The sequence below is a fragment of the Enterovirga sp. GCM10030262 genome (assembly GCF_042666435.1).
Classification (GTDB): Bacteria; Pseudomonadota; Alphaproteobacteria; order Sphingomonadales; family Sphingomonadaceae; genus Allosphingosinicella.
Genome location: NZ_JBHTDC010000002.1, coordinates 930001 through 955602, shown reverse-complemented (window position 1 = coordinate 955602; position 25602 = coordinate 930001). Strand labels below are relative to the sequence as shown.

Annotated in this window: 29 protein-coding genes (1 of these 29 only partly in view); 19 read left to right on the top strand and 10 right to left on the bottom strand. The window is 66.9% G+C overall.

From position 1 onward, the window contains the following. The first annotated feature begins 51 nt into the window (after nucleotides 1-51). The 6 genes from ACFQRC_RS13890 to pal are packed head-to-tail and all read left to right on the top strand — an operon-like array spanning nucleotide 52 to nucleotide 4373. Nucleotides 52-513 (top strand): YbgC/FadM family acyl-CoA thioesterase, encoded by a 462-nt coding sequence (locus tag ACFQRC_RS13890; RefSeq protein ID WP_379962266.1) that lies wholly within the window; start codon nucleotides 52-54, stop codon nucleotides 511-513. Next, nucleotides 513-1205: a protein TolQ gene (gene tolQ, locus ACFQRC_RS13885; RefSeq protein ID WP_379962264.1), complete on the top strand. Its 693-nt coding sequence runs from the start codon at nucleotides 513-515 to the stop codon at nucleotides 1203-1205. The genes ACFQRC_RS13890 and tolQ overlap by 1 nt, the downstream gene beginning before the upstream one ends. Further along, nucleotides 1205-1648 carry an ExbD/TolR family protein gene (locus ACFQRC_RS13880; protein ID WP_379962262.1) on the top strand — a complete coding sequence of 148 codons (444 nt, stop codon included), beginning with the start codon at nucleotides 1205-1207 and terminating at the stop codon, nucleotides 1646-1648. Before tolQ ends, ACFQRC_RS13880 begins: the two co-directional genes overlap by 1 nt. Then, entirely contained in the window at nucleotides 1648-2436 is a 789-nt protein-coding gene (locus ACFQRC_RS13875) for a hypothetical protein (protein WP_379962260.1), read from the top strand. Before ACFQRC_RS13880 ends, ACFQRC_RS13875 begins: the two co-directional genes overlap by 1 nt. A 13-nt stretch (nucleotides 2437-2449) precedes the next feature. After that, a complete protein-coding gene (tolB, locus tag ACFQRC_RS13870; protein ID WP_379962258.1) occupies nucleotides 2450-3811 on the top strand; it encodes a Tol-Pal system beta propeller repeat protein TolB in 1362 nt (453 codons plus the stop codon). Between the two features lie 34 nt (nucleotides 3812-3845). After that, nucleotides 3846-4373: a peptidoglycan-associated lipoprotein Pal gene (gene pal / locus ACFQRC_RS13865; protein ID WP_379962256.1), complete on the top strand. Its 528-nt coding sequence runs from the start codon at nucleotides 3846-3848 to the stop codon at nucleotides 4371-4373. Nucleotides 4374-4619: 246 nt separating this feature from the next. Here pal and ACFQRC_RS13860 read toward each other — a convergent pair whose 3' ends face one another. From ACFQRC_RS13860 to ACFQRC_RS13845, 4 genes are all read right to left on the bottom strand, one after another. Beyond that, nucleotides 4620-5558 (bottom strand): isoaspartyl peptidase/L-asparaginase family protein, encoded by a 939-nt coding sequence (locus tag ACFQRC_RS13860; protein ID WP_379962254.1) that lies wholly within the window; start codon nucleotides 5556-5558, stop codon nucleotides 4620-4622. Between the two features lie 110 nt (nucleotides 5559-5668). Then, nucleotides 5669-6208 (bottom strand): DUF488 family protein, encoded by a 540-nt coding sequence (locus ACFQRC_RS13855; protein WP_379962436.1) that lies wholly within the window; start codon nucleotides 6206-6208, stop codon nucleotides 5669-5671. Nucleotides 6209-6260: 52 nt separating this feature from the next. Beyond that, on the bottom strand, nucleotides 6261-6743 hold the full coding sequence (locus ACFQRC_RS13850) for a hypothetical protein (RefSeq protein ID WP_379962252.1): 483 nt from the start codon (nucleotides 6741-6743) through the stop codon (nucleotides 6261-6263). Nucleotides 6744-6745: 2 nt separating this feature from the next. Further along, nucleotides 6746-7093, bottom strand: coding sequence for a DUF6152 family protein (locus ACFQRC_RS13845; RefSeq protein WP_379962250.1), 348 nt, complete (start codon nucleotides 7091-7093; stop codon nucleotides 6746-6748). A 94-nt stretch (nucleotides 7094-7187) separates the two neighbouring features. Here ACFQRC_RS13845 and ispG point away from each other — a divergent pair, with 94 nt between their 5' ends. The 4 genes from ispG to ACFQRC_RS13825 all read left to right on the top strand — a co-directional run bounded on the left by ispG (nucleotide 7188) and on the right by ACFQRC_RS13825 (nucleotide 9991). Beyond that, nucleotides 7188-8318, top strand: a complete 1131-nt coding sequence (ispG, locus tag ACFQRC_RS13840) for a flavodoxin-dependent (E)-4-hydroxy-3-methylbut-2-enyl-diphosphate synthase (protein WP_379962435.1) — start codon at nucleotides 7188-7190, stop codon at nucleotides 8316-8318. A 103-nt stretch (nucleotides 8319-8421) separates the two neighbouring features. Further along, the gene (locus ACFQRC_RS13835; RefSeq protein ID WP_379962248.1) at nucleotides 8422-9315 is read left to right on the top strand and encodes a DMT family transporter; all 894 of its coding nucleotides are present in this window, start codon (nucleotides 8422-8424) and stop codon (nucleotides 9313-9315) included. Between the two features lie 2 nt (nucleotides 9316-9317). Beyond that, the gene (locus ACFQRC_RS13830; RefSeq protein ID WP_379962434.1) at nucleotides 9318-9632 is read left to right on the top strand and encodes a DMT family transporter; all 315 of its coding nucleotides are present in this window, start codon (nucleotides 9318-9320) and stop codon (nucleotides 9630-9632) included. After that, nucleotides 9632-9991: a TfoX/Sxy family protein gene (locus ACFQRC_RS13825; protein WP_379962246.1), complete on the top strand. Its 360-nt coding sequence runs from the start codon at nucleotides 9632-9634 to the stop codon at nucleotides 9989-9991. Before ACFQRC_RS13830 ends, ACFQRC_RS13825 begins: the two co-directional genes overlap by 1 nt. A gap of 81 nt (nucleotides 9992-10072) precedes the next feature. Here ACFQRC_RS13825 and ACFQRC_RS13820 read toward each other — a convergent pair whose 3' ends face one another. The 3 genes from ACFQRC_RS13820 to ppa all read right to left on the bottom strand — a co-directional run bounded on the left by ACFQRC_RS13820 (nucleotide 10073) and on the right by ppa (nucleotide 14318). After that, nucleotides 10073-11704: an amidase gene (locus ACFQRC_RS13820; RefSeq protein ID WP_379962244.1), complete on the bottom strand. Its 1632-nt coding sequence runs from the start codon at nucleotides 11702-11704 to the stop codon at nucleotides 10073-10075. Between the two features lie 19 nt (nucleotides 11705-11723). Continuing rightward, the gene (locus ACFQRC_RS13815) at nucleotides 11724-13631 is read right to left on the bottom strand and encodes a M61 family metallopeptidase (protein ID WP_379962242.1); all 1908 of its coding nucleotides are present in this window, start codon (nucleotides 13629-13631) and stop codon (nucleotides 11724-11726) included. A gap of 150 nt (nucleotides 13632-13781) precedes the next feature. Continuing rightward, nucleotides 13782-14318, bottom strand: coding sequence for an inorganic diphosphatase (ppa, locus tag ACFQRC_RS13810; RefSeq protein ID WP_379962240.1), 537 nt, complete (start codon nucleotides 14316-14318; stop codon nucleotides 13782-13784). 209 nt (nucleotides 14319-14527) lie between these two features. Here ppa and hisS point away from each other — a divergent pair, with 209 nt between their 5' ends. From hisS to ACFQRC_RS13770, 8 genes are all read left to right on the top strand, one after another. After that, nucleotides 14528-15853, top strand: coding sequence for a histidine--tRNA ligase (hisS, locus tag ACFQRC_RS13805; protein ID WP_379962238.1), 1326 nt, complete (start codon nucleotides 14528-14530; stop codon nucleotides 15851-15853). Then, the gene (gene prfA / locus ACFQRC_RS13800) at nucleotides 15850-16917 is read left to right on the top strand and encodes a peptide chain release factor 1 (protein ID WP_379962236.1); all 1068 of its coding nucleotides are present in this window, start codon (nucleotides 15850-15852) and stop codon (nucleotides 16915-16917) included. The genes hisS and prfA overlap by 4 nt, the downstream gene beginning before the upstream one ends. Nucleotides 16918-16920: 3 nt before the next feature. Continuing rightward, nucleotides 16921-17751 carry a peptide chain release factor N(5)-glutamine methyltransferase gene (gene prmC / locus ACFQRC_RS13795; RefSeq protein WP_379962234.1) on the top strand — a complete coding sequence of 277 codons (831 nt, stop codon included), beginning with the start codon at nucleotides 16921-16923 and terminating at the stop codon, nucleotides 17749-17751. A 246-nt stretch (nucleotides 17752-17997) separates the two neighbouring features. After that, nucleotides 17998-18588, top strand: coding sequence for a DUF4167 domain-containing protein (locus ACFQRC_RS13790; RefSeq protein WP_379962217.1), 591 nt, complete (start codon nucleotides 17998-18000; stop codon nucleotides 18586-18588). Nucleotides 18589-18776: 188 nt separating this feature from the next. Then, entirely contained in the window at nucleotides 18777-20105 is a 1329-nt protein-coding gene (locus ACFQRC_RS13785; RefSeq protein ID WP_379962215.1) for an OprO/OprP family phosphate-selective porin, read from the top strand. Between the two features lie 110 nt (nucleotides 20106-20215). After that, nucleotides 20216-21598, top strand: coding sequence for a DUF4139 domain-containing protein (locus tag ACFQRC_RS13780; protein WP_379962213.1), 1383 nt, complete (start codon nucleotides 20216-20218; stop codon nucleotides 21596-21598). Between the two features lie 209 nt (nucleotides 21599-21807). Further along, on the top strand, nucleotides 21808-23313 hold the full coding sequence (locus tag ACFQRC_RS13775; RefSeq protein ID WP_379962208.1) for a DUF4139 domain-containing protein: 1506 nt from the start codon (nucleotides 21808-21810) through the stop codon (nucleotides 23311-23313). Nucleotides 23314-23432: 119 nt separating this feature from the next. Continuing rightward, nucleotides 23433-23735, top strand: coding sequence for a hypothetical protein (locus tag ACFQRC_RS13770; RefSeq protein WP_379962206.1), 303 nt, complete (start codon nucleotides 23433-23435; stop codon nucleotides 23733-23735). A 21-nt stretch (nucleotides 23736-23756) separates the two neighbouring features. Here ACFQRC_RS13770 and ACFQRC_RS13765 read toward each other — a convergent pair whose 3' ends face one another. Both ACFQRC_RS13765 and ACFQRC_RS13760 read right to left on the bottom strand, forming a co-directional pair. Continuing rightward, nucleotides 23757-24137, bottom strand: a complete 381-nt coding sequence (locus ACFQRC_RS13765; protein ID WP_379962204.1) for an acyl-CoA thioesterase — start codon at nucleotides 24135-24137, stop codon at nucleotides 23757-23759. Next, nucleotides 24127-24417, bottom strand: coding sequence for a hypothetical protein (locus ACFQRC_RS13760; protein WP_379962202.1), 291 nt, complete (start codon nucleotides 24415-24417; stop codon nucleotides 24127-24129). Before ACFQRC_RS13760 ends, ACFQRC_RS13765 begins: the two co-directional genes overlap by 11 nt. A gap of 68 nt (nucleotides 24418-24485) precedes the next feature. Between ACFQRC_RS13760 and ACFQRC_RS13755 the strand changes: the two genes are divergently transcribed. Next, nucleotides 24486-24914, top strand: coding sequence for a CBS domain-containing protein (locus ACFQRC_RS13755; protein ID WP_379962200.1), 429 nt, complete (start codon nucleotides 24486-24488; stop codon nucleotides 24912-24914). Here ACFQRC_RS13755 and ACFQRC_RS13750 read toward each other — a convergent pair. Beyond that, nucleotides 24911-25602 carry the 3' portion of an oligosaccharide flippase family protein gene (locus tag ACFQRC_RS13750; protein ID WP_379962198.1) on the bottom strand. Its footprint extends 790 nt past the window's final position, so 692 of the gene's 1482 nt are visible here — the last part of the coding sequence; its start codon lies beyond the right edge, outside the window; it ends in the stop codon at nucleotides 24911-24913. The two genes, ACFQRC_RS13755 and ACFQRC_RS13750, sit on opposite strands and share 4 nt — an antisense overlap.

Below are 25602 nucleotides of genomic sequence, written 5' to 3'. Positions count from 1 at the left end.
AAAAGGCGTTCGGCCCTTCACCCAAAGGTTAATGCTGCTAGAGACCGGGCCATGACCGAGCCGCTCCGCGACCGGCCCTATGAGGGCGCCTTCCACGGCAATATCCACCGCTTCGCGCTCCGCGTCTATTTCGAGGACACGGACACGGCCGGCATCGTCTATTACGCCAATTATCTCCGCTTCATGGAGCGGGCGCGTTCGGACATGCTGCGAGCGGTCGGGATCGACCAAAGGGCGGCGCTTGAGGCGGGCGATGGCGTCTACGCAGTCGCCGAAGTGGCGATCAGATACCGCGCTCCGGCGAAGCTCGAGGACGAGCTGGTGGTGGTGAGCGCGGTCCGTGAAGTGCGCGCCGCCTCCTGCGTCATTCAGCAGCGAGTCATGCGCGGGGCTCAAATCCTAACCGATGCGACCGTGACGGCGGCCTTCCTGTCGCCGGACGGCCGGCCGAAACGGCAGCCGCGCGCGTGGGTGGAAAAGTTCGAACGGCTGAAAGGGGACGAAGAAGCGTGATGAACCTGAAACTGGCCGGTGGCGCCGAGATGATGTCGCCGGTGGCCCTGTTCATGCAGGCCGACATCGTCGTGAAATCGGTGATGATCGGCCTCATCCTGGCGAGCATCTGGACTTGGGCGATCATCATCGGGCACTGGCTTCGCATCAGGAAGGTGGCGCGCGAGAATGAGCGCTTCGAGCGCGACTTCTGGAAGGCGCAGGACATCGACCGCTTTCACGAGGCGCACGCGCGCGAGGAATGGCCGAGCGCGAAGATATTTTTCGCCGGCATCGCCGAATGGCGGCGCTCCACCGCCGGAAAGACGCTCGACCGCGCCGGCACCCGCGCCCGCCTGTCGGTGGCGATGCATTCCGCGCTCGCGGCCGAGGTGGACCGTCTTTCCGACCGGCTCAACATCCTCGCGACCGTGGGATCGGTGGCGCCCTTCGTCGGCCTGTTCGGCACGGTGTGGGGCATCATGCGCAGCTTCAACGACATCGCCGGCGCCAACAATACCAGCCTCGCGGTCGTCGCACCGGGCATCGCCGAGGCGTTGTTCGCGACCGCTTTGGGCCTGTTCGCGGCCATCCCGGCGGTCATCGCCTATAATCGCATGACCCACGGCATCAATCGCCTGGAGGCGCGCCTCGGCCGTTTCGCCGACGGCTTCCACGCGACCCTCAGCCGCGAGTTGGAGGCGGATGCCTAATGGCGATGGGTCCGATCCTTGGCGACAATCGCCGCGGCCGCCGCGCGCCGATGGCGGAGATCAACGTCACGCCGATGGTCGACGTGATGCTGGTGCTGCTCATCATCTTCATGGTGACGGCGCCGTTGCTGGTCGCCGGCGTGCCGGTCGACCTCCCCGACAGCAAGGCCGGCGCGCTCGACCAGGAAGTGAAGCCCGTCCAGATCTCGCTCGATGCGAGCGGCGCCATCTTCATCGACGACATGCCGGTTCCCGAAGCCGCTTTGTCCACCCGGCTCGCGCAGATCGCGACGCCCGACTCGGACGAAGGCGGCCCGCGCATCTTCCTCCGCGCCGATCGCGGCCTCGATTACGGCCGAGTGATGCGGGTGATGGGCGAGCTCAACAATGCCGGCCTCCGCAAGGTGGCCCTCGTCAGCACGCAAGGCAGCGAGGCGCCCTGATGGACAGAGCGGAGGCGACCGGCATCGGAGTGGCGTTCGCGGGGCATGCCGCCTTGCTCGCCGCTTTGTCGCTCGGCTTCGCCAGCGCCATCCAGCCGCCGATGCTGAGCCAGCCGATGGAGGTCTCCTTCGTCGAGGATATCGGCCTCCAGAATTCCGTCCCCGAACCGACCGTCGAACCGCCCGCGCAGAGCGTCGCGCCCGAATATGGGCCGCCCGAGGAAGCCGCGCCTCAGCCCAGCGTCGCTCCGCCTGAGCCGAGGCCCACGCCGCAGCCATCGACCAGGGCCGCCCCGCCCGAACCCGCGCCGCCCAAGCCCAAGCAGAAGCAGCGCGAGCGGAGCGGCAGCGGGGCGGCCGAAAAGGCGCGCGGCTCCCGGCTCGGCGACGATTTCCTGAAAGGGATCGGCCGCGATCCATCGCCGTCCCAGTCGCAGCGGCCGACCGGCGCGGTGATGAGCGCGACGGCGCTCGCCGGGATCGTCGCGGCGATCCAGCGCCAGATCCAGCCCTGCGCCGACCGGCAGGTCAATCCCGGCCCCGGCGCCAACCGCATCTCGACCAAATTGAACCTGCGGCTCAACCGCGACGGATCCCTGGCTTCGCGCCCGCGAATCGTGTCGCAGACCGGGGTCGACGACGAGAATGGCCGCTATGCCGAGCGCGTGGCCGATCTCGCCATCGCCGCCTTCACCGGCTGCTCGCCGCTGCGCGGGCTGCCGGACGATCTCTACCAGACGCCCCGGGGCGGCTGGAGCAACATCAGTTTCACCTACAAGCTGCCTTGAGGGACAAGACGCGATGAAACGAACCGCCCGCATTTTATGCCGTCTCCTGGCGCTGCCGCTGCTCGCATGGAGCGGAACGGCGATGTCCCAGGAGGCGCCGCCGCCGTCCGGCCCGGCGCCGCTGGAGGTCGACGTCGTCGGCGGCATATCGGCGCCGATGCCGATCGCCATTCCGGTCATGCCGACGCCGTCCTCGGCCAGCACCGCCGCCGGCGAAACCGCGGCGCTCGGGCGGCAGGTGGCCGAGATCGTCGCCAACGATCTGCGCAATTCCGGCCTGTTCAGGCCGATCGGGCCGGCCGGTCTTCCGGCCGTCGGCTATAATCAGGTCACCGCGCCGGACTTCGGCTATTGGGGGGGCACCGGCGCGCAGGCTTTGGTCCAGGGCTTCGTCCAGGCCAATGGCGACGGCACGCTGACGGTCGGCTGCTATCTCTACGACATCGCCGCGCGGAGCGAGCTTGACCGGCAGGGTTTCGTCGTGACGCCGCCTTACTGGCGCCGCGCCGCGCACAAATGCGCCGACACCATCTATACGCGCCTCACCGGCGAAGGCCCCTATTTCGACAGCCGCGTCGCTTATGTCTCGGAAACGGGGCCCAAGGGCAGGCGCATCAAGCGGCTCGCCATCATGGACCAGGACGGCGCCAACCACCGCTTCCTGACCAACGGCCAGTCCACCGTGCTGACCCCGCGCTTCGCGCCCAACCAGCAGACTTTGGTCTATATGAGCTATGTCAGCGATCGGCCGCGCGTCTATATCTACGACATCGGGTCGGGCTCGCAGCGGCTGCTCGTCAACCAGCCCAACATGACGTTCGCGCCGCGATTCTCGCCGGACAGCCGCTACGTCGTCTTCTCGATGTCGGTGGGCGGCAATACCGACATCTACCGGGTGCCCGCCTCGGGCGGGACGCCGCAGCGGCTCACCAACGCGCCCGGCATCGACACCGGCGGCAGCTATTCGCCGGACGGCCGCCAGATCGTGTTCGAAAGCGACCGGGGCGGGTCGCAGCAGCTTTACGTGATGAACGCCGACGGCTCCAACCAGCGCCGGATCAGCTTCGGCGGCGGCCAATATGGAACGCCCGTCTGGAGCCCCCGCGGTGACCTCATCGCTTTCACCAAGATCGGCGGCGGCTTCCGCATCGGCGTGATGAGCCCGGGCGGCGGCGGCGAGCAGATATTGACCGACGCCTGGCAGGACGAGGGGCCGAGCTGGGCGCCCAACGGCCGGGTCATCATGTTCTTCAGGACGGCGCAGGGGTCGGGCAAGGCCGATCTCTGGTCGGTCGACCTGACCGGCGTCAACGAGCGCCGGATCGGCACCCCGCTCGACGGGTCCGATCCGGCCTGGTCGCCATTATTGCCGTAGGTTTCACATCCACCCCTTTTTCAAGGAGAAGAACATGAACAAGACCAGCTTGAAGATAACGGCGATCGCCGCCGCGCTCGCGCTGACCGCGGCCTGCGCCAAGAAGGCGCCCGAGGAACTGCCGCCACCTCCCATTACGGACACGGGGACCGGCACCGATATCGGCGAAGATACCGGCACCGTCGGCCAGGGCGCCATTCCGGGATCGCGCGCGGACTTCCTGCAGAACGTCTCGTCGGATCGCGTCTTCTTCGACACCGACAGCCACACGGTCGACGACCAGGCGCGGCAGACGTTGGACACGCAGGCCGAGTGGCTGATGCGCAATCCCGGCGTCAACGTCACCATCGAAGGCCATGCCGACGAGCGCGGCACCCGCGAATATAATCTAGCGCTTGGCGACCGCCGGGCCAATGCGGCGAAGAATTACCTCGCCGCGCGCGGCGTGCCGGCGTCGCGGATGAACACGGTCAGCTGGGGCAAGGAACGGCCCGAGGCGCTGGGCTCGGACGAGAATGCCTGGGCCCAGAACCGTCGCGCGGTGACGGTCATCCCGCAATAACGCTGTCCCCTTTCCCTTGAGGGGAGAGGGTTGAGCCTTAGCGAGGAACGAGCTTAGGCGAAGCTGGGTGAGGGTGACAGATCTCGCAGATATTCTACGGCGCTGTCACCCTCACCCAATTACGTCTAGGCGCAAAGCCGCCAAGTCTCCGTATCCAGTGCCGGGTCAACCGTGCCTCGCACGGTTGAGGATTGTCCGGGGGACAATCCGACCCGTCACTCCCGTCAAAGGGGGAGGGGCTTTCGCTTATTCGTCCCCGAAAATCGCCACCGTCCGGCCCTCGGCGCTGGCCTTGCCGCGATACATTCCGGGCGTGTTGAACGACCAGGCGGCTTCGCCCTGGGGCGAGACGACGATGACGCCGCCGGTCCCGCCCAGTTCCGCCACCTCGGCCATCACCGCATCGGCGGCGACCTCGGCGGTGTCGCCCTTCATCCTCATCCGCGCGCAGATTTCGTGGGCGACGCCCTCGCGGATGAAGAATTCGCCCGCTCCGGTCGCCGAGACGGCGCAGGCGCGGTCGTCGGCATAGGTGCCGGCGCCGATGATCGGCGAATCGCCGATCCGGCCCCAGCGCTTGCCGGTGATGCCCCCCGTCGAGGTCGCGGCGGCGACATGACCCTCGCTGTCCAGCGCCACCGCGCCGACCGTGCCGTATTTCATGTCGACGTCGAACCAGGAAAGCTTGTTCGACTTCATCTCCTCAAGCTGCCGCCGGCGCTCCGGCGTCGCGAAATATTCGGGCGGCGCCTGCTCCAGCCCCTGCTCCCTGGAAAAGATATCGGCGCCGTCGCCGCTCAGCATGACGTGCGGGCTGTCCTCCATGACGGCGCGGGCGAGGCTGATCGGGTTCTTGGTCGCCGACACGCCGGCCACGGCGCCGGCCTTGCGGGTCTCGCCTTCCATGATCGCGGCGTCGAGTTCGCTCCTGCCTTCATAGGTGAAGACGGCACCGCGGCCGGCGTTGAAGTTCGGGTCGTTCTCCAGCACCTTGACGGTCGCCTCGACCGCGTCCAGCGCGTCGCCGCCGTCGGCCAGGATCTTTGATCCCGTCGCCAGCGCCTGATCGAGCGCGGCGCGGATTTCCCTTTCCTTCTCCGGGCTCAGCCTGTCGCGCTCGATGACGCCCGCGCCGCCATGGATGACGAGCTTCCAGTCGGTCTGGGCATTAGCGGCGGTGGTCATCATCAAAGCTCCGATCAATAGCATGAAACGCATGAGTGGTTCTCCCCGTCGCGCCCGAATAGCGGCGAGACACGATCGGCGCTCGCGAAAAAAGTGGACGCGGCCCCCGGTTACGCCGCTTGCGCGGGATAGGCCAGAATACCCTTGGCGGTCTCGCTAGCACCGGGCGTCATCTTCGCCGGCTCGACCCGGTCCTTGCCCATCAGGTGGAAGACCGTCTCTCCGCGAACGAGGAGCTGGTCCGCGACGAGGCGGCGGTGGCAGCGCCACCAGACGGCTTCGGAGCACATCATCGCCACCCGCCGCTCGCGGCCGAGCGCCACTAGTGCGCCAAGGCCACGCTGGAAATCGTCGGACAATGCGTGGTCGGCATAATTGTGGAAGCTGCGATTCTTCCACCAGCCATTGACCTCCGGCGGCACGTCACGCGCCTTCCCACGAAGTCCGCCAAGCTCCTCGATCCGGCTGTGCCCGATCTGGTAGGCGGCTAGCGACTCCGGAAGCGCATCCAGATTGTACTGCGGATTGGTCCGCGAGCGCGGCACGGTGCGGATGTCGACGACCATGGCCACTTCACCGGCCCGGAGCAGGTCGACAAACTCTTCGATCGACCGCGTCGAATGGCCGATGGTGAAGAAGGGCAGGCTCATGGCCGCGTCCGTCATCGTCGTCTCCAATACGGGACGGGGCACACCCCCCGCATCAGGTATAGGCTATCAGCCGGCCCAAGGTTCCCACCGTCAGCCACAGCAGCAGCGAGACGGCCGCCATCAATCGCCCGGCCAATGGGGGCGCAATGTGCCAGTCGGCGATTCGCCGGCCCCACAGCCAGCGGAACGCGACCGCGTTGGCGAGCGCCAGCGCGATCAGAACCAGCTTGCGGAAGAAAATATCCGAGGTGGCGAGCGCTTCGGCGTCGGCGGCGAACATGGTGAAGCCGCTCGGCAGCATTAGCAGCAGGCCGCCGATCGCGACCGGAGTCAGCGCTCTCGAAAGCGCGGCGGGCGGTAGCGAGGGGAACGCGCCCGCCAGCCGAAGATCGACCACGCCGATCCCGCCGACCAGCATGACGAGCCCGAGCAGGTGGGCGACATTGGCGACCGGATAAGCGATTGACGACTGGCCCGCCCAGACACCGAAGGAGGAAGCCTGTAACGCTTCGGCGAAGCCGGCGAGGCTCTCCACCGTCAGCGCAGCTCGACCGTCTTGCCGTCGGCGATGATCCGCTCGATCCGCATCTCGGCGGTGCCGTCCTTGCGCGGATAGCCGAGCAGCCTGATCCGGTTGCTCGGCGCGATCATCTCGCGAGTCAGGCCGCGCGCTTCCATTCGCGAGACTGGCGCCAGGATCACGTCCCATTGCCGGCCCTGCCAGTTCATCGTGGCGGTGCCATGGGGGTTGCTCCACGAAACGGACGTGAATGGCCCGGCAAGCCCGACCGCGCGGTCGGCGTCGTAGCTGCTCCAGCCGTGATGGGCGACGGCGGCGGCCGGTACCGCGAGAACGGCCAGCACCGCATAGAGGCTTTTTCGCATCTGCTATCTCCATGTTCGATACACGCATAACGCATCGCGGCCGCGTCCGTCTCCCTGCCTTGGCCTTGTAACGTCGAGCCTCTATATGCGGCGCATGTCCATCCGCCCCTGGCGCGACATTGCGCGCCGCCCCTCCCGCCAGATCATGGTCGGCAATGTGCCGGTCGGCGGCGGCGCGCCCGTCACCGTGCAGACGATGACGAACACGCTCACGTCCGACGCGAAGGCAACGATCGACCAGATCAGGCGCTGCGAGGAAGCGGGCGTGGACATAATCCGCGTCTCCTGCCCCGACGAGGATTCGACAGCGGCGCTGAAACAGATCGTCCGCGCCGCGAATGTGCCGATCGTCGCCGACATCCACTTCCATTATAAGCGCGCACTGGAAGCCGCCGACGCAGGCGCGGCGTGCCTTCGCATCAATCCCGGCAATATCGGCTCGGAAGCGCGGGTGGCGGAGGTCGTTCGCGCGGCCAAGGCCAACGGCTGCGCGATCCGGATCGGGGTCAATGCCGGCAGCCTCGAGCGCGATCTGCTCGAAAAATATGGCGAGCCGTGCCCGGAGGCGCTGGTCGAGAGCGCGCTCGACCATATCAAGCTGCTCGAGGGCCAGGATTTTCGCGACTATAAGGTTGCGGTCAAGGCGAGCGACGTGTTCCTCGCCGTCGCCGCCTACCAGCAGCTCGCCGAAGCGGTGGACTGCCCGCTCCACCTCGGCATCACCGAGGCGGGCGGCCTGATCGGCGGCACCGTCAAATCCTCGATCGGAATGGGGATGCTGCTCTGGTCCGGCATCGGCGACACGATCCGCGTCTCGCTCTCGGCCGAGCCGGAGGAGGAGGTCCGCGTCGGCTTCGAGATGCTGAAGGCGCTCGGCATCCGCAACCGGGGCGTGCGGGTCGTCTCCTGCCCAAGCTGCGCGCGGCAGGGCTTCGACGTGATCCGCACCGTGGAAAAGCTGGAGGAGCGGCTTTCCCACATCCGCACGCCGATGTCGCTGTCGGTGCTCGGCTGCGTCGTCAACGGCCCCGGCGAGGCGCGCGAGACCGATATCGGCATCACCGGCGGCGGTCAGGGCAAGCACATGGTCTATCTGTCCGGCGTCACCGATCACCACGTCCAGGATGCGGATATGGTCGACCACATCGTCAGGCTGGTCGAGGCCAAGGCGGCGGAGATCGAAGCCGCGCAGATCGACACGCCGATCCCCGACGCCGCCGAGTGATACATCCTCACCGTCATCCCCGCGAAAGCGGGGATCCAGCTTTTCCCCTGCCCGAGTACAAGAAGCGGGATTCCCGCTTTCCCGGGAATGACGGGGAGGGACGATGAAGCCCGTCTCCACCGCCACCGCCTTCGGCGTCGCCTCCTTCGGCATCGCCGCCTTCTCCGCGATGGACGCCCTGATGAAGGGGTTGTCGGTCGAGATGGGCGCGTACAACGCCTTGCTCTGGCGGACGCTCGCCGGGGCGGTGATCGGCGGGGCGATGTTCTTCGCGCGGCGAAGCCCGTGGCCGGGTCCGCAGGCGGCGCGAATACACGTGCTGCGCGGCGTGCTTTCGGCCGCGATGGCGTTCCTTTTCTTCTGGGGGCTGGCGCGGGTGCCGCTGGCGCAGGGAGTGGCGCTGTCCTTCGTGGCGCCGCTCATCGCCCTTTATCTCGCGGCCTGGCTCTTGAAGGAAAAGATCGAGCGGCAGGCGATCCTGGCCTCCCTGCTCGGCTTCGCCGGCGTGCTCGTCATTCTTTCCGGGCAGGCGGCGGCGGAGATGGGGCCGGAGGCGTTCCGGGGCGCGCTCGCCATCCTCGCCTCGGCCGGACTTTACGCCTACAACATCATCCTGATGCGCCGGCAGGCGCTGCTCGCCAAGCCGCTGGAGGTCGCCTTCTTCATGAGCTTCATCATGAGCGCCTGCTTCCTCATCGCCGCGCCCCTGCTCGCCGTGGCGCCGACTGCGCCGCAGGTGCCGGCGCTGGCCGGGGCCGCCCTGCTCGCCTTCGTGTCGCTGATGCTTCTTTCGTGGGCCTATGCGCGGGCGGAGGCGCAGCATCTGGCGCCGGTCGAATATACCGCCTTCATCTGGGCCTCGTTCTTCGGCCTTGTCGTCTTTTCGGAGCCGGTGCTGCCGCTGACCCTGATTGGCGCGGCGATGATCGTTGTCGCCTGCGTCATCGCGACGCGGCGCCGGCCCGTATCGATAGCGGAGATGGAGGCGGCATTGTGACAATGGCTTGGGTCTGGCTCATCCTGGGCGGCCTGTTCGAGGTCGGCTTCACCACTTGCCTGCGCTTCGTCGACGGGTTTAAAAATGTGCCGTGGACGCTCGCCTTCCTCGTCTCCGTGGCGCTCTCCATGGGCCTGCTGGAGCTGGCGTCGCGCCAGATTTCGATGGGCACCGCTTATGCCGTCTGGGGCGGCATCGGCGCAGTGGGCACCGTGCTGGTCGGCATATTCTTCTTCCAGGAGCCCGCCGGAGCGCTGCGCATCGCGTTCATCTTCGGCATCGTCGCCTGCATCGCCGGCCTGAAGCTCATCCACTGATGGACGAGGGCCTCTACGCCTGGGTGCAGGAGGCGCTTGAGCCGCTGGGCGCCGTGACCATGCGCAAGATGATGGGCGGCGCTACGCTGTACCTCGATGGAATCGTCTTCGCGATCCTCGACGAGGGCGAGATCTGGTTCAAGGCCGATGCCGAGACGGACGCGATCTGGGACGCCGAAGGCTGCGAGCGCTTCTCCGTCACCTTCAAGGACGGTCGCGTCGACACAATGAACTACCGCCGCGGCCCGAGCGACGTCTATGACGAGCCGGAAGCGATGCAGCGCTGGGCGAAGCTGGCGGTCGACGCCGGCCTCAGGGGCGCCGCGAAGAAGAAGCCTCGCAAAAAGCCGTCATGCTGAACTTGTTTCAGCATCCATCTGCGAGCCTCTGCGCGGGTGGAGACATGGGCCCTGAAACAAGTTCAGGGTGACATATCTTCCTTACTCCACCGGCTCCAGCAATGGCGCGATTTCGGGACCTTCCTCGATCGATTCGAGGAATTGCGGCTCCACCCGCTTCTGCGACGCCTGCTCATAGCCATAGCCCAGCGACAGGATGAGCCCGTCGGACCATTTGGGTCCGATGAAGCTGAGGCCCACCGGGAGCCCCTTCACCGCACCCATCGGCACGGTGAGGTGCGGATAGCCCGCCACCGCGGCGAGGCCGCCGGCGCCGCCGCCTGAAATCTGGTCGCCGTTGACCGCGTCGATCAGCCAGGCCGGCGGCATGGTCGGGCCGACCAAGGCGACCACGTCATGCTGGTTCAGCAGCCGGTCAATGCCCTCGGCGCCGGCCATGCGGAGCGAATCCGCCCTCGCCTTGACGTAGGCCGGGCCGTCGAGACCCCTGGTTGCCTCCGCCTCGATAAAAATCTCCTGCCCGAACAGCGCCAGTTCGCGCGCCGCATGGGCCTTGTTGAAGGCGATGAGGTCGGCCAGCGAGCGCGTCTCGACGTTCGGCGGCAGCGTCGCCAGATAGGCGTTGAGGTCGGCCTTGAACTCGGTCAGCAGCACTTGATATTCGGCCTCGCCGATGGCGCCGCGTCCTTCGAAATTGGCGATGTCGACCAGCACCGCGCCCGCCCGCCGCAAGGTCGCCAGCGCCTCCTCGAACGGCGCGTCGGTGCCGAAGCCGTCGGCGAAGCGCATCACGCCGATGCGCCGGCCCCTGAGGGCGTCGGCGGAGAGGGCGGCGACATAGTCGGTCCGGCGCGCGTCCGCTTCGGCGGTGGCGGGATCGGCGGAGTCGGTGCCGGCCATCGCCGTCAGCACCAAAGCGGCGTCGCGGACATTGCGGGTCATCGGGCCGGCCGTGTCCTGGCTGTGGCTGATGGGCACGATATGGGTGCGGCTGACCAGGCCGACCGTGGGCTTGAAACCGACGATGCCGTTCACTGCCGCCGGGCAGGTGATGGAGCCGTCGGTCTCGGTGCCGATCGCCGCCGGCACCATCCCCGCCGCCACCGCCGCGCCGCTGCCCGAACTCGAGCCGCAGGGGTTGCGGTCGAGCGCGTGCGGGTTACGGGTCTGGCCGCCGATCGCGCTCCAGCCGGAGATCGAGTTTGACGAGCGCATGTTCGCCCATTCCGACAGGTTCGCCTTGCCGACGATGACCGCGCCCGCCGCGCGCAGATTGGCGACCAGCGGCGCGTCGCGGCCCGTGACATTGTCCTTGAGCGCCAGGCTGCCCGCGGTGGTGGGGAGCGGCCCCTTCGCCTCGATATTGTCCTTCAAGAGGAAGGGCATCCCGAACAGCGGCCCGCGCGCCTTTCTCTGGAGGTCGAGCGCCGCGGCCTGATCGAGCGCGGTCGGATCGACGGCGATGACGGCGTTGAGCGCCGGGTTGAGCCGTTCGATGCGGGCGAGGGCGGCGAGCGTCCGGGTCTCCGCGGAAGCCGCGCCGAGGCTGGGGCGCTGGTCGATCGCGACGGGCGGCGCGCTGGCGCAACCCGCCAGGGCCAGCGCGGCGGCGACAATGAAGCTTGAAAGCCTGGCAGTTCCCCGGCGAAAGCCGGGGTCCAGCTTCCGGCTCCGATCTGGACCTCGGCTTTCGCCGGGGAACGATGGCGGCATAGGGTCCCCCTTCCCCTTCTTATGGCAGCGGCGCGAGCAGGGCGTCCAGCGTCGAGGGGCCGCTCCCGACCCTCTCCAGCCGCGGGTAGCGAAGGCCGTCATGATAATCGAGCGCGACGATGCGGTAGAGGTCGCCTTTCCTAACCAGCAGCGAGATCGGCTGTTTGCCGCCCTTGGCCGCACTGATCGCGCGCCTGAAATCGTCGTTCGAATAAGCGCGGCCGTCGATCGCGACGATCTTGCTGCCGGTCGTCACGCCCTGGTCGAAGAGAGGCGAATCCCAGGCGACGCCTTCTATCTCGCCCTCCTTTCCGATCGTGACTCCGATCGTATAGGTAAGATCGAGTATCCCCCGATCCTTCTCGCGCGACTTAAAATAGTCGGTCGGGGTCTCGCTATAAACGAGGCGGTAGCCGCCGCGCTCGATCCATTCGAGCGGCGCTTCGCCGGTCTGCTCGACGCGGCGGTTGAGGTAGGTCGCCCAATCGTAGGGCGCGACCTCGTTGAGCGTCCGGACGACATCCTCCAACGTGTAGGTGGCGATGCCTTCGTGGCCGGGGTTGATGCCGAAGAAGGCGCGGGCGAAATCGTCGAGCGAACGCTCGCCCCCGGTCTGCTGGCGGATCATGCTGTCGACATCGAGCCAGATCAGCATGCCCTCGCTGTAATAATCTTCCGAGCGCTGCCAGCTCGACCAGGGTTTGGGGCGCCGCGCGCCGACGATCGGATCGTTGGTCGTGTCGATCAGCGGCCGCCACGACCGACCCGGCAATATGTCGTAATAAGCCGCGGTGCGGGCAAGTTCCGCCTTCACGTCCTCGACCGGCATCATGCCCGAGCGCGCCGACAGGATGTTGCCCCAATATTGGGTCTGGCCCTCATAGACCCAGAGCAGGCTGTCGCGCATCGGCATCCGGTAATCGGGGGTGAAGAGGTCGGCGGGGCGGCGATATTTGCCGTTCCAGCTGTGCGTCATCTCGTGGGCGAGGAGGTCGCGGCCGGCCGAGCCCTTGTTCCATTCGGTGAAATAGGTGCGCGGATGGGTATTCTCCGACGAGCGCAGATGCTCCAGCCCGATGCCGCCCATCGTGTCGGTGAGGCCGAGCAGGAACTCATATTCGTCATAATGCTGCGAGCCGAACAGCTTCAGCGCCTGCTCGACCAGCTTCTTGTGCGCGGCGATCTGGGCCGGGGTGGCGGCGAGGTCGGCCGGCCGGTCGGCGACGATGTTGAGATCGACGTCCTCGCCGAGCGGGATTTCCTTGAAATAGCGCCCGGCGAACATCGGCGAATCGACCAGCGTTTCGTAGGAGACGGGCGCGTATGCGATGCGGCTGCCGTTCTTGCCCGCCACGTCGAGCGAGGTCGCGTCCTGCCACCCGGCGGGCAGGATGATGGTCGGCGCGACCTCGATGTTCCGTACATAATAGCCGGCCGGATAGAGCGTCATCTTCTCCCACTGCACGTTCATCATGTCGGGCGTCATGACGATGCGGCCCTGATTGGGCTCGGTCGGCGAGAGGTGCTGGAATTCGACCTCAATGGCCTCGACGCCCTCGGGCACATTGACGTGGAAGGCATAGACGTCGGCCGGGTCGCGGCGCCAGGCGATGGGCCGGCGGTTCGCGCTGATCTTTAGCCCAGCGATGGAGGCGATCGGCCCGCGCGGCGCGTGGTTGCCGGGCAGCCATTCGGGATAGAGGAGGACGAGCGGCCCGGCCCCGGCCACGGGAATCGTCTGCTTGACCCGGAAAATGGCGCGCGCCGTGTCGGACGCATCGACCTCGATTTCGATCGTGCCCGGATAGGCTATGTCCCGCGCCGCCGGAATGCGCGCGTCGATGGGCAGCGGCTGGGGCGGGGTCGGTTGGGCGATGGCCGAAGTGGCGAGAAGGAGGGCGAGAGGGACGAGCAGGCTGGGGTGCAACGGAAACTCCATCGAAGAGGCTGTGCCCCTTGGATGAAGGATCGACCGGCCCACGTCCACCCGCAGAACCCCGTCATTCCAGCGAAAGCTGGAATCTGGTTTTCCTTCAGAAGTGAGAATCCAGTGTCCGCTGGAATGACGGGAGGCGGCCTATTTCCCGTTCGCCTTCGCCCGATCGATGCTTTCCAGAATGATCCGCCGCGCGTCCTCGCGGCCGCCCCAGGTGCCGACCCGCACCCATTTCTCGGGTTCCAGATCCTTATAGTGGGTGAAGAAATGCTCGATCTGCTGCTTGACGATGGGCGGCAGGTCGTCGGCCTCGTCGACCTTCTCGTAATAAGGGAAGGTGGTGTCGACCGGGACCGCCAGGATCTTCTCGTCCCCGCCCGATTCGTCCTCGAGCATCAACACCGCGATCGGGCGCGCGCGGACCACCGACCCCGGAATGAAGGGCGATCGCGCCACGACCATGCAGTCGAGCGGATCGCCGTCCTCCGAAAGGGTATGCGGGATGAAGCCGTAATTAGCCGGGTAGCGCATCGGCGTGTGGAGGATGCGGTCGACGAAGATCGCGCCCGAAACCTTGTCGAACTCATATTTGACCGGCTCGCCGCCGACCGGCACCTCGATGATGACGTTGACTGAGTTGGGCGGATCGACGCCGACGGGGATGAGGTCTATGTTCATGGGCTTCCATTCGCTGATCGGAAACTAACCCGCTCATCCTGAGGAGGGACTGAGCCTGGCGAAGGCCCGTCTCGAAGGACCGGTGCACGTCCTTCGAGACGCCGCTTCGCCTTCGCTCAGCGGCTCCTCAGGATGAGCGGGCTGTGGTTCGGAGCCGCCCCTAGCGCCGCCCCGCTTCCCACGCGAGCCAAAAATGCTAAGGGCCGCGCATGAGCAAGGGACCGCAGAGAGTGAGGGGCACCCAGGATATCTGGGGCGAGCAGGCCGACCGCTTCGGCCGCGTGGTCGAGGCGTTCGACAAGGTGCGGCGGCTCTACGGCTTCCAGCGCATCGAGATGCCGGTGTTCGAGGACACGCAGGTGTTCGCCCGCTCGATCGGCGAGACCACCGACATCGTCTCGAAGGAGATGTACACTTTTCCGGATCGCGGCGGCGATTCGCTGACGCTCCGCCCCGAATTCACCGCCGGCATCTGCCGCGCCTATCTCTCCGAAGGCTGGCAGCAGCTCGCGCCGTTGAAGGTCGCGACCCACGGCCCCGTCTTCCGCTACGAGCGCCCACAGAAGGGCCGCTTCCGCCAGTTCCACCAGTTGGACGCCGAGATCATCGGCACCGATTCGCCGCTGGCGGATGTGGAACTGCTCGCCTTCGCCGATCAGCTTCTGGAGGAACTGGGGATCGCCGAGGGCGTCACGCTTCAGCTCAACACGCTCGGCGACGCGGAAACGCGCGATGCCTGGCGGACGGCTTTGGTTGAGCATTTCGAGAAACATCGTGGCGAATTGTCCGAGGACAGCCTGGCCCGGCTCGACAAGAATCCTCTCCGTATCCTCGACAGCAAGGATCCGAAGGACCGTCCGGTTGCCGACACGGCGCCCGCCATCGACGATTTCCTGACCGTGGAAGCAGCGGATTTCTTCGCCAAGGTCACCTCCGGCCTCGACGCCGCCGGCGTCGCCTGGACCCGCAACGCCCGGCTGGTGCGCGGCCTCGATTATTACCGCCACACCGCCTTCGAGTTCGTCACCGACCGCCTCGGCGCGCAGGGGACGGTCCTCGCCGGCGGCCGCTATGACGGCCTGATCGAAGCGCTTGGTGGGCCGCATACCCCTGCGGTCGGCTGGGCCGCCGGCATCGAGCGGCTGGCGATGCTTATCGATTCGCCGAAGGTGGAGAGGATATACACGGCCCTCGTGCCTCTCGGTCCGGCAGCAGAGGCGAAGGCAGTTGGATTGCTCGCCGAGATGCGTGGCGAGGGTGTGTCCTGCGATATGGCTTTCCGCGGCAACCTAAAGAAACGGTTGGCTAAGGCTAGCGCGGCGGGCGCGAGGTGGGTGGTCCTTTTGGGCGATGACGAGATCGCCGCGGGAGAGGCCACAATTCGGGATATGGAAACAGGCGCGCAGTCGTCGGCCCCCTTGGACTTCCTTGCAATGGAACTCTTCGAACGACTTGCTGCGAACGATTTCATGGAAGGTGTAATCACGCACGTCGCCGAGGATGGTACTCGTAAAGTCGGCCTGCCGCCAAAATGACTTCCATTTCCGCCGAACGGATCGCGCAGATCGAGGCGCGCAAGGACGAGATTCAGAATGCCATGTCGGCGCCCAATCTGGCGCCGGACGCGTTCGTGCGGCTGTCCAAGGATTATGCCGAGATCGAGCCGGTCGCGGCGGCGGCGCGGGAGGTGCGGCGGTTGCGGTCGGAGCTCGACGTGCTGAACGGCATGGCCGAGGATCCGGAGCTGCGCGAGCTGGCCGCCGACGAAGCGGAGGATATCCGCCGCAAGCTCCCCGAAGCGGAGCGGGCGCTGGCGCTGAAATTGCTGCCGCGCGATGCGGCCGACGACCGCCCGGCGATGCTCGAAATCCGCGCCGGCACCGGCGGCGACGAGGCGGCGCTCTTCGCCGGCGACCTCTTCCGCATGTACCAGCGCTATGCCGAGGAGCAGGGCTGGCGGGTCGAACTGATCTCGGCCAGCCCGTCCGATGTCGGCGGCTACAAGGAGGTGGTCGCCTCGGTCACCGGCCAGGGCGTGTTCGCCAAATTGAAGTTCGAGAGCGGCGTCCACCGCGTCCAGCGCGTGCCGGCGACCGAGAGCGGCGGCCGTATCCACACCTCCGCCGCCACCGTCGCCGTGCTGCCCGAGGCCGAGGATGTCGACGTCCAGATCAACGACGCGGACCTCCGCATCGACGTCTATCGCTCGTCCGGGCCCGGCGGCCAGTCGGTCAACACCACCGACAGCGCGGTCCGCATCACCCATTTGCCGACGGGCCTCGTCGTCATCCAGCAGGACGAGAAATCGCAGCACAAGAACAAGGCCAAGGCGCTGAGGGTGCTCCGCACCCGTCTTTATGAAGCCGAACGCTCGCGTCTGGCCGACGAGCGCGCCGGTGCGCGCAAGTCGATGGTCGGCTCGGGCGACCGCTCCGAACGCATCCGCACCTACAATTTCCCGCAGGGACGGGTGACCGACCACCGCATCAACCTCACCCTCCACCGTCTCCCCGAAATCCTGCAGGGCCAGATGGGCGAACTGATCGGCGCGCTCATCGCCGAGGACGAGGCCGAGAGGCTTGCGGCTCTGGATGATTGAGGCGTGACGAGCGCCCGCGCCGCCTTGCTCGCGGCGACCGAGCGGCTCGCCGCGAACAGCGAAACGGCCCGCCTGGATGCCGAACTGCTGATGGCTCACGCACTGGGGATCGAGCGCGAGGGCTTGCTGCTCTCCGGTCTCGGCGATGAAGCGCCCACCGCTTTCGAATCCCTCCTGCGCCGCCGCGAGGCGGGAGAGCCGGTCGCCTATATCACCGGCCGCCGCGCCTTCTGGACGATCGAGCTGGAAGTGGCGCCCGGCGTCCTCATCCCGCGGCCCGACAGCGAGACGTTGATCGAGGCGGCGGTCGACCATTTCGGGGAGGCCGGCCCACGCACCATCTTGGACCTCGGCACCGGGCCCGGCACCTTGCTGCTGGCCGCGCTTGATCAATGGCCGCTCGCGCTCGGGCTTGGGGTCGATCGATCGGAGCGCGCGCTGGCGCTTGCCGGCGCCAACGCCGATCGTCTCGGCCTCTCCGGCCGCGCCCGGTTCCGCGCCGGCGATTGGGCGGAGGGGCTGGAGGAGCGTTTCGATCTCGTCCTGTGCAATCCGCCTTATATCGAGCAGGGCGCATTGCTGCCCCGGGACGTGGCGGATTGGGAGCCCGCGGAGGCGCTGTTCGCCGGGCCGGACGGGCTCGACGCCTATCGCCGCCTGGCATTGCAGGTCCCGGCTTTGTTGTCGCAAGGCGGCGTGGCTTGCGTTGAAGTCGGCGCCGGGCAGAGCAAGTCCGTCGCCGCGCTTTTCGATGCGGGGGGCCTCGAAGCGGCGTTCCGGGACGACCTTGCCGGACATGTCCGTTGCCTCATCCTGCGCCCGTCATCTCGCTGAAACATCTTTCCGCTTGGTTTTTCATGCGCGGATAGTTACATAGGCGGCAGGGACGGGGCCAATCACAGCTTTGGATGCGTGAGGCTTCCCGTCGCCGACCCCCGATTGCTCTGGCGTCTCTGGACGGTCCTGGCGTGAGGAGGCGGGAGCCGCGCGCGGCCGCCCGCCACGGGAGTCGCGCAAACAGACGGCCGGGAAGGGCCCGGCCGATGGAGTGGCTATAACCACCTTTGACGAGGACTAGCTTTGATCAACAATCGTCAGGGCGGCCGCAGACGCGGTCGCGGCGGCGGGCCCCGCTCGCCGAACAATGCACCCAATTCAGGCAATCGCCAGGACAATCGCTCGCGCGGAAATGCGAGCCAGCTTCATGAGAAGTACAAGGCGATGGCGCGCGACGCGCAGCTCGCCGGCGATCGTGTCCAGACCGAAACCTACCTTCAGTTCGCGGACCATTATTTCCGCGTCCTCAATGAGAACCGCCCGCGCTTCGAGGAGCAGCGGCGTCCCCGTGACGATTACCAGTCCGACGAGGACGACGATCGGGACGAGGGGATGAACGCCGGCGAGAGCGACGACCGGGAGGAGCGCGAGGAGCGCCCCGAACGCGAGCCGCGCGCGGCCCGCGAGAAGCGCAACGGCGACGAACCCCGCCCCAAGCGCCCGCGCGTGCGCCGCGATCGCGAGGACGAAGGCTCGTCAGACGGGGACGAGCGGATTTCCGCCGACATCCTGCCGCCGGCCATCGCCTCCGTCGACAGCGGCGACGCGCCCAAGGCGCCGCGCCGCCGGGTCCGCCGTTCACGCGACGACGAGGAAATCGCTCCGGCCGCCTGAGGTCTTTCAACCATCACCGGCGAGGGCGGCGATTCCATGGAGTCGCCGCCCTTTTCGTTTGCGCGGCTGCGTCACGAGTTGCAGTCACAATAATGTCACGTGACTGTCCTTTGCCTGTCACCGATATGTCCTAGTTCCGCCTCGAACGGTCGGCGCATTGGGCGCCGGAATGATGATTGGGAATCCCGATGGGCAACAAAATCCTCCTGGCGGCTCTGCTGTCCGCCACCGCGCTCACCGCCGCGACGCCGGCTTTCGCGCAGGACACGGCCGATGTCGCGGCCGAGCTGGCCGCGATGCGCGCCAAGATCGACAGCCTCGAAGCGGAAGTGGCGGCCCTCAAGGCCGCCGCGCCCGCGCCCGCCGAGGCTTCGGCCACCCAGGTGACCTGGAAGGGCGCGCCGGAGTTCAAAGGCGAAGACGGCTGGTCGTTCAAGCCTCGCGGACGGCTGCAATATGATGTCGGCCATGTCGGCAGTCCCGATGGGGTCGCCGATCGCGGCCTCGGTTTCTCCAACGAACTGCGACGCGCCCGCCTAGGTGTCACGGGCACGATTCCCGGTGGGTTCGACTACAAGTTCGAGCTGGACTTCGCCGAGGGCGACGCCGAGATCACCGACGCAACCATCGGCTATGATGCGGGGGGCGGCTTCGGCCTCACCATCGGCCAGCATAACGGCTTTCAGTCGCTGGAGGAGCTGACCAGCTCGCTCTCCACCTCATTCATAGAGCGCGCGGCCTTTACCGACGCCTTCAATTTCGAACGCCGCGTCGGCCTCTCGGCGGGCTATGAGAACGGGCCCTTCATCGCCAATGCCGGAATCTTCACCGACAATATCCACGACCTCGACGACGAGAACAACTCGCTCGGCGCCGACGGCCGGATCGTCCTCGCCCCCAAGATGGGCAAGACGCAGCTCCACTTCGGAGGCTCCGCCCATTATCGCGACAATCGCGACCTGGCGGAACGGGGCGACACCGTCCGCTACCGCCAGCGGCCTCTCATCCATTCGACCGACACACGCTTCCTGGCGACGCCCGAGCTCGGCGTCACCGAAGAGACGAGCTACGGCCTCGAGGCGGCCGCCATCCATGGCCCGTTCCACGCCGCGGGCGAGGTGCACTGGCTAGACGCCGACCTCGCCGATCCCGCCGCGAGCAGCCCCACCTTCTTCGGCGGCTATGCCGAGGTCGGCTATTTCCTCACCGGCGAGACGCGCGGCTACAAGAGCGGCAAATTCGACCGCACCAAGGTTCTGAACCCGGTCGGCGACGGCGGCTTCGGCGCCTTCCAGGTCAATCTGCGCTACGACCATCTCGACCTCAACGATGCCGGCATCCTGGGCGGCAGGCAGCAGGGCTATCAGGCCTCGCTCGTCTGGATCCCGCAGGATCATGTCCGCTTCCTGCTGAACTACGGGCGGATGAGCTATGACGACGCCGCCATCCCCGCGCTGGCCGGCGATCGCAACTACAGCATCGACGTCATCGGCGCGCGGGCGCAGGTGGATTTCTAGGGTGCGTTCCGGGGAACAAGGAAGCCGATCCGGCCATACCAACCAAGCTGCATTGACACCGCAAGTCACCATGTAACAAGCTCCTCCCATCCAGCGGGGGGAGCTTGTTGATGCGCGCTTTGCTTTTGGTTTCCAGCCTGTTGGCCGCGCCTGCTTGGGCGCAGAGCGCGCAGGGCAACGTCGCCGTCACCATCTATAACGACAATCTCGCGCTGGTGCAGGACACGCGCCAGATGGCGATCCCGTCGGGCCGATCACGGCAGGAATTTCCCAACGTCTCCGGCCAGATCAGCCCCGAGACGGTGACGCTCAACGCCCCCGATGTCGCGATCGTCGAGCAGAATTTCGATTTCGACCTGCTATCGCCATCGAGCCTGATGGAAAAAGCGGTCGGCGAGACGATCACCCTGGTGCGCACCAACCCCGCCACCGGCGCCGAGGAGCGCGAGCGGGCGCGGGTGCTCGCGGTGAATGGCGGCGTCGTGCTCCAGATCGGCGAGCGGATCGAAGTGCTGCGCGACGACGGCCTTCCCGTCCGCGTCATTTTCGACAAGGTGCCCGAGAATCTCCGCGCCCGCCCGACCCTTTCGGTGACGCTGGAGAGCCCGCGCGCCGGCACGCGGCCGGTGACCCTCAGCTATTTGACGCCCGGCATGGGGTGGAAGGCGGATTACGTCACCTTGTTCGACGAAGCCGCCGGCACCATCGACGTGCAGGGCTGGGTGACGTTGACCAACAGCACCGGCACCACCTTTGCCGATGCCGATACCTTGCTGATCGCGGGCCAGGTGCAGCAGGAGCAGAATTATGGCGGCCGGCGCGGCTATCGGCCGCCTCCGCCTCCGCCTCCGCCCGGCAACCGGCCCGGCACCGAGACGGCCGAGCGCGAGAGCCTCGGCGATTTCTATCTCTATCCGCTGCCCGAGCGGACGACGATCGCCAACCAGCAGACCAAGCAGGTGAGCTTCCTCGACGTGACCGGGGCGGCCGCGCGCCGCGCTTACGTCTATCGCAACGGCTGGCTCCAGACCCGCGACCAGGCGGAGAGCGCCGACACCGTTCTCCAATTCTCAAGCTCCCGCAACGCCGGTCTGGGCGACGCGCTGCCGGCGGGAACCGTCCGCGTCTATATGAAGGACGCGCGCGGCAACGCCCAGTTCGTCGGCGAGAATTCCATCGGCCACACGCCGATGGGCTCCGACATCGCCATCCGCACCGGCGAGGCGTTCGACGTCAAGGTCCAGCCGGTGGTCGAGCGGCGCGAGCGCGTGAACGACGAGCGCTGGCGCACGACGATGCGCTACACCTTGACCAACGCACGGCCGCAGCCGGTGACGGTCGATCTCATCCAGGACGGCCTGTGGGGCGACACGCGAATCGTGGAGGAGAGCCAGGAGAGCGACCGGCGGTCGGCCGACGAGGCGCTGTGGCGCGTCGCCGTTCCCGCCAATGGCGAGGCGACGGTCACGGCCACCTTCGACACGCGGTTCTGAAGGGCACCGCCGATGCTCAAGTCTCCGTTCGCCCTGAGCCTGTCGAAGGGCCCTCATTGGTGAACCCACCCCCACCCCCACCCGTTCGCGTCGAGCGAAGTCGAGACGCCCCATCGAGCGTAGCCGAGATATTCTTGCGCATGAGAGCCTCGGCTTCGCTCGGCTGGTTGTCTCGACTTCGCTCGACACGAACGGTTGTGGTTTGGGCGATGGTGTGTTCCAGCGGGGCGCTTGCCCAAACCGTCACCACCTCGCCCGGCCCCGAATCCGTCTCCATCACCGTCTATCGCGACCCGAATCGCGGCGCCGATCCGATGGATATCGACTGGCTCAACGGCTATGCGCTGATCAGCGAGACCCGCACGGTCTCTGTCCCGCCCGGCGAATCGGACGTCCGCTTCGAGGGCGTCGCGGGCGGAATCATTCCGGAAAGCGCGATCGTCACCGGCTTTCCCGATGGCGTGATCGAGAAGAACCAGGACGCGTACCTCCTTTCGCCCGCCAGCCTGCTCGACGCCTCGCTCGGCCGCCGCGTCCACATCCGGCGCACCTCGGGCGCGACCGGAGAGGTGAGCGAGACCGACGCGGTGATCCGCTCGGGCGCGGGCGGCGCGGTGGTGCTGGAAACGCCGGCGGGAATCGAGGCGCTCCGCTGCACCGGCCTTCCCGAGACGATCCTCTATGATCGCGTGCCCGAAGGACTGTCGGCGAAACCGACCCTTTCGGTCCGGGTTCGCAGCGCCGCGCCGGCCAGCGCGACGGTCACCCTCTCCTATCTAGCCACCGGCTTCGACTGGCAGGCCGATTATGTCGCCGAACTGTCGGCCGACGAAAAAAGCATGGACCTGTTCGCCTGGCTGACCCTTGCCAATGGCGACGAGACGGGCTTCGCCGACGCCGACACCCAGGCGGTGGCCGGACGGCTCGACCGCGATTCGCGCCGCGGCATCAAACCGAGAGCGGAGCCGCTTGTCCTCCAATGCTGGCCGGCGGGAACCACGACCAGCGATCTCGAAAGGCGCGTCCCACCGCCTCCGGCGGCGCCACCGCCTCCGCCGATGGCCCTCGATTCGATCGTCGTCACCGGTTCGCGGATGCAGAGGAGAGACCTCACCTCCACGAGCCCCCTCGCGATGATCGCGGAGGAGGAATTCCTGGGGGATCTGAGGCTCTATCGAATTCCCGAGCCTGTTACGGTTGCGGCGATGAGTCAAAAGCAGGTGGCGTTGCTCCGGCGCGGCGACGTTTCCATCGCCATCGTCTATCGGGCGAACCTCTATCAACCCGGCGAATCGGGCGCGACGCCGGTGGTCACTACGCGCAATCGCGAAAGCGCCGGCCTCGGGCTCGCCCTGCCGTCCGGAGAGGTCGCCTTCTTCCAGGATCATGGCGGCAGGCGCATCCTCGTTGGGCAGGGTCTTACGCGCGATCTCGCGGTCGGCGAGGATGTCGAGATCGAGCTTGGCGAATCGATCGATGTCCGCACGTCGCTGGTCATGGAAGCCGAGGACGAGCGAAGTGCCGCCTATCGGCTGACGGTGACCAACGCCAAGGACCGGCCCGTGCGGTTCGAGGCGAAGCTGCCGGGCACCGCGAATCGCATCTCCAGGCCGAGCGCGCGGCTGTCGACGCGCGACGGCGGCCCCTTATGGACGGTGACCGTCCCCGCCAACGGCAGCGCGACCCTAAGCTACCGGATCAAGTCCCGGCCTTAGCGGCTGCGCGGGCCGCGCGATCGAATCGCGGAGGGTTGAATGAAGCTCCCAAACGGGAGACAGTGCCGGGCTTGAGGACGACCTCGACAGGTCGCCCACGCAAAAGAGGGGAGGGCGGCATGGCGACCAACTTCAATTTTCCCGTCGGCACGGCGGCGGTGAGCTGGTTCGATAGCAGCGGATCATCTCACATCCGTGTCTATTCGACGGACGGCTACAAGGTGTCCGAGAGGTGCTGGGATGGTTCGGCGTGGACCGACGGCGCATTCGCCCAGGCCGGCTCGAACGTGTCGGCGACGTGCTGGCAGAACCAGGACGGACCCTGCATCCGGGTCTATTGCAACTTCCAGGACAAGACGCTCGAATATTGCTGGGATGCCGGCGGTTCCGGCTGGTATCAAGGCACCTACACGACCAGCTGATCCGCGCTCGGCTGCCGGACGTCAGCCCCGCTTCACCGGCCGCGGCCGGTGATTCTCGTCCAGCGCGACGAAGGTGAACAGGCCTTCGGTCACCTTCACCTGGCTCGACCCGCGGTCGCGGTCGGCGACGACCTCGATTCGGATCGCCATCGACGTGCGGCCGATTCGCTCGATCGTCGCATAGATGGAGATGATGTCGTGGATCAGCACCGGCGCGATGAACTCCATCGCCTCGATCGCCACGGTGGCGACGGCGCCTTCGGCCTCGCGCGAGGCGACGATGCCCGCGGCGATGTCCATCTGGCTCAGCACCCAGCCGCCGAAGATATGGCCATTGGCGTTGATGTCGCCTGGGCGGGGGACGACTCGCAATATCGGGTCGCCCCTGGTTTCAGTCGTCATTTTCAGTCTTTCCCGAGGCCGCGTCGCGGCGGCTCGATTCGTTGCGAAGGAAGAAAAAGGCCATCAAGGCGGTGCCGATCAGCACCGACAGGCCCAGCCCGGCGAGAATCGCGATCATCATACGGATCGGGATCGGCTCGCCGGCACCTTTCAGATAGATGAGGGACAGCGATATAGCGAGGATCGCCGCGACCGCCAGCCGTCCCGTGAACCGCCTGTAGCGCGCCCACGCGCGTGCGGCGCGCGCGGTCCTGAGCGCGAGGATGTCTCGATCGGCCATGCTTTCATTTGACGGCGGGTCATGGGATCATCAAGCCTTGAGTCGGCGCATGAAGAGGAGGCCGAACCATGACGATAGCGGCGATATTGGGGGGCAAGGGCGACAAGGTCCACAGCATCGGGGCCGACCGGACCGTGCGGGACGCCGTCTCGATACTCGCGGAGAACCGGATCGGCGCGCTGCCCGTGGTCAAGGGAGAGTCGGTCGCCGGCATCATATCCGAGCGCGACATCATCTACTGCCTGAGGACGGACGGCGCCGACATACTCGATTGGCCGGTGGAACGGGTGATGACCGCGCCGGCCATCACCGTTTCGACCGAAGTCGGCGCGCTCGCGGCCTTGTCGCAGATGACCAAGCGCCGCATCCGTCACCTGCCCGTGGTCGGTGGCGACCGGTTGATCGGCATCGTCTCGATCGGCGATCTCGTCAAATACCGGATCGACCGCTTCGAACGGGAAGCCGAGGCGATGCGGGTCTACATACAGAGCGTCTAGAAACGGCCTAATCGCAGCGGGCGCGGCAGCATGTCGAGCGCCGATTCGAACACCGCCAATACTTCCTCGCGGACCGGGTGGCGGACCAGGAAGATGGCGACGATCCAGCCCAGGCAGCCGGCGAGGGCCGACGCTGCGAGGATGAGGAAATCCACCTCTTCGGGCGAGCGCCAGCGCCAGTAGACGATCAACAGCGGCGCGACCGTCGCCGCCGTCGCCGCCAGGCTCTTGAGGTAGATGGCGGCCATAGCGCTCCAGCGAAAGCCGACCAGCCGCCGCATGAAGGCGGCGTAGATGCACAGCCAAGCGAGGCCATAGCCGATTCGCGACGCCGCCGCCCATTCGAGGCTCCACAGGGCGCCGGCGATCAGCAGGCCCATCGAGGCAATCGTGTCGAGGATGTTGAGCTGCAGCAGCCGGCGCATCTTTCCCATCAGCAGCGGAATGTCCATGTGCAGCGGCAGCGCGGTGAAGGCGAATTCGCTCAAGGCGATCCACACCAGCAGAGGCGCCACTCCGGCCCAGACGGGTCCGTAGAGCATCAGCACCAGAGGCGTCGACGCGGCCGCGAGGAACGCCATCGCCGGCCAGGTCGTCGCCGTGTAGCCCGAAACCACCCGGAGATACGGCCCGTCCAGCGCCTCGCCTTTGTCGCGCAGGCGGCGGAAGGCGGGGTAGAAGACGCCGC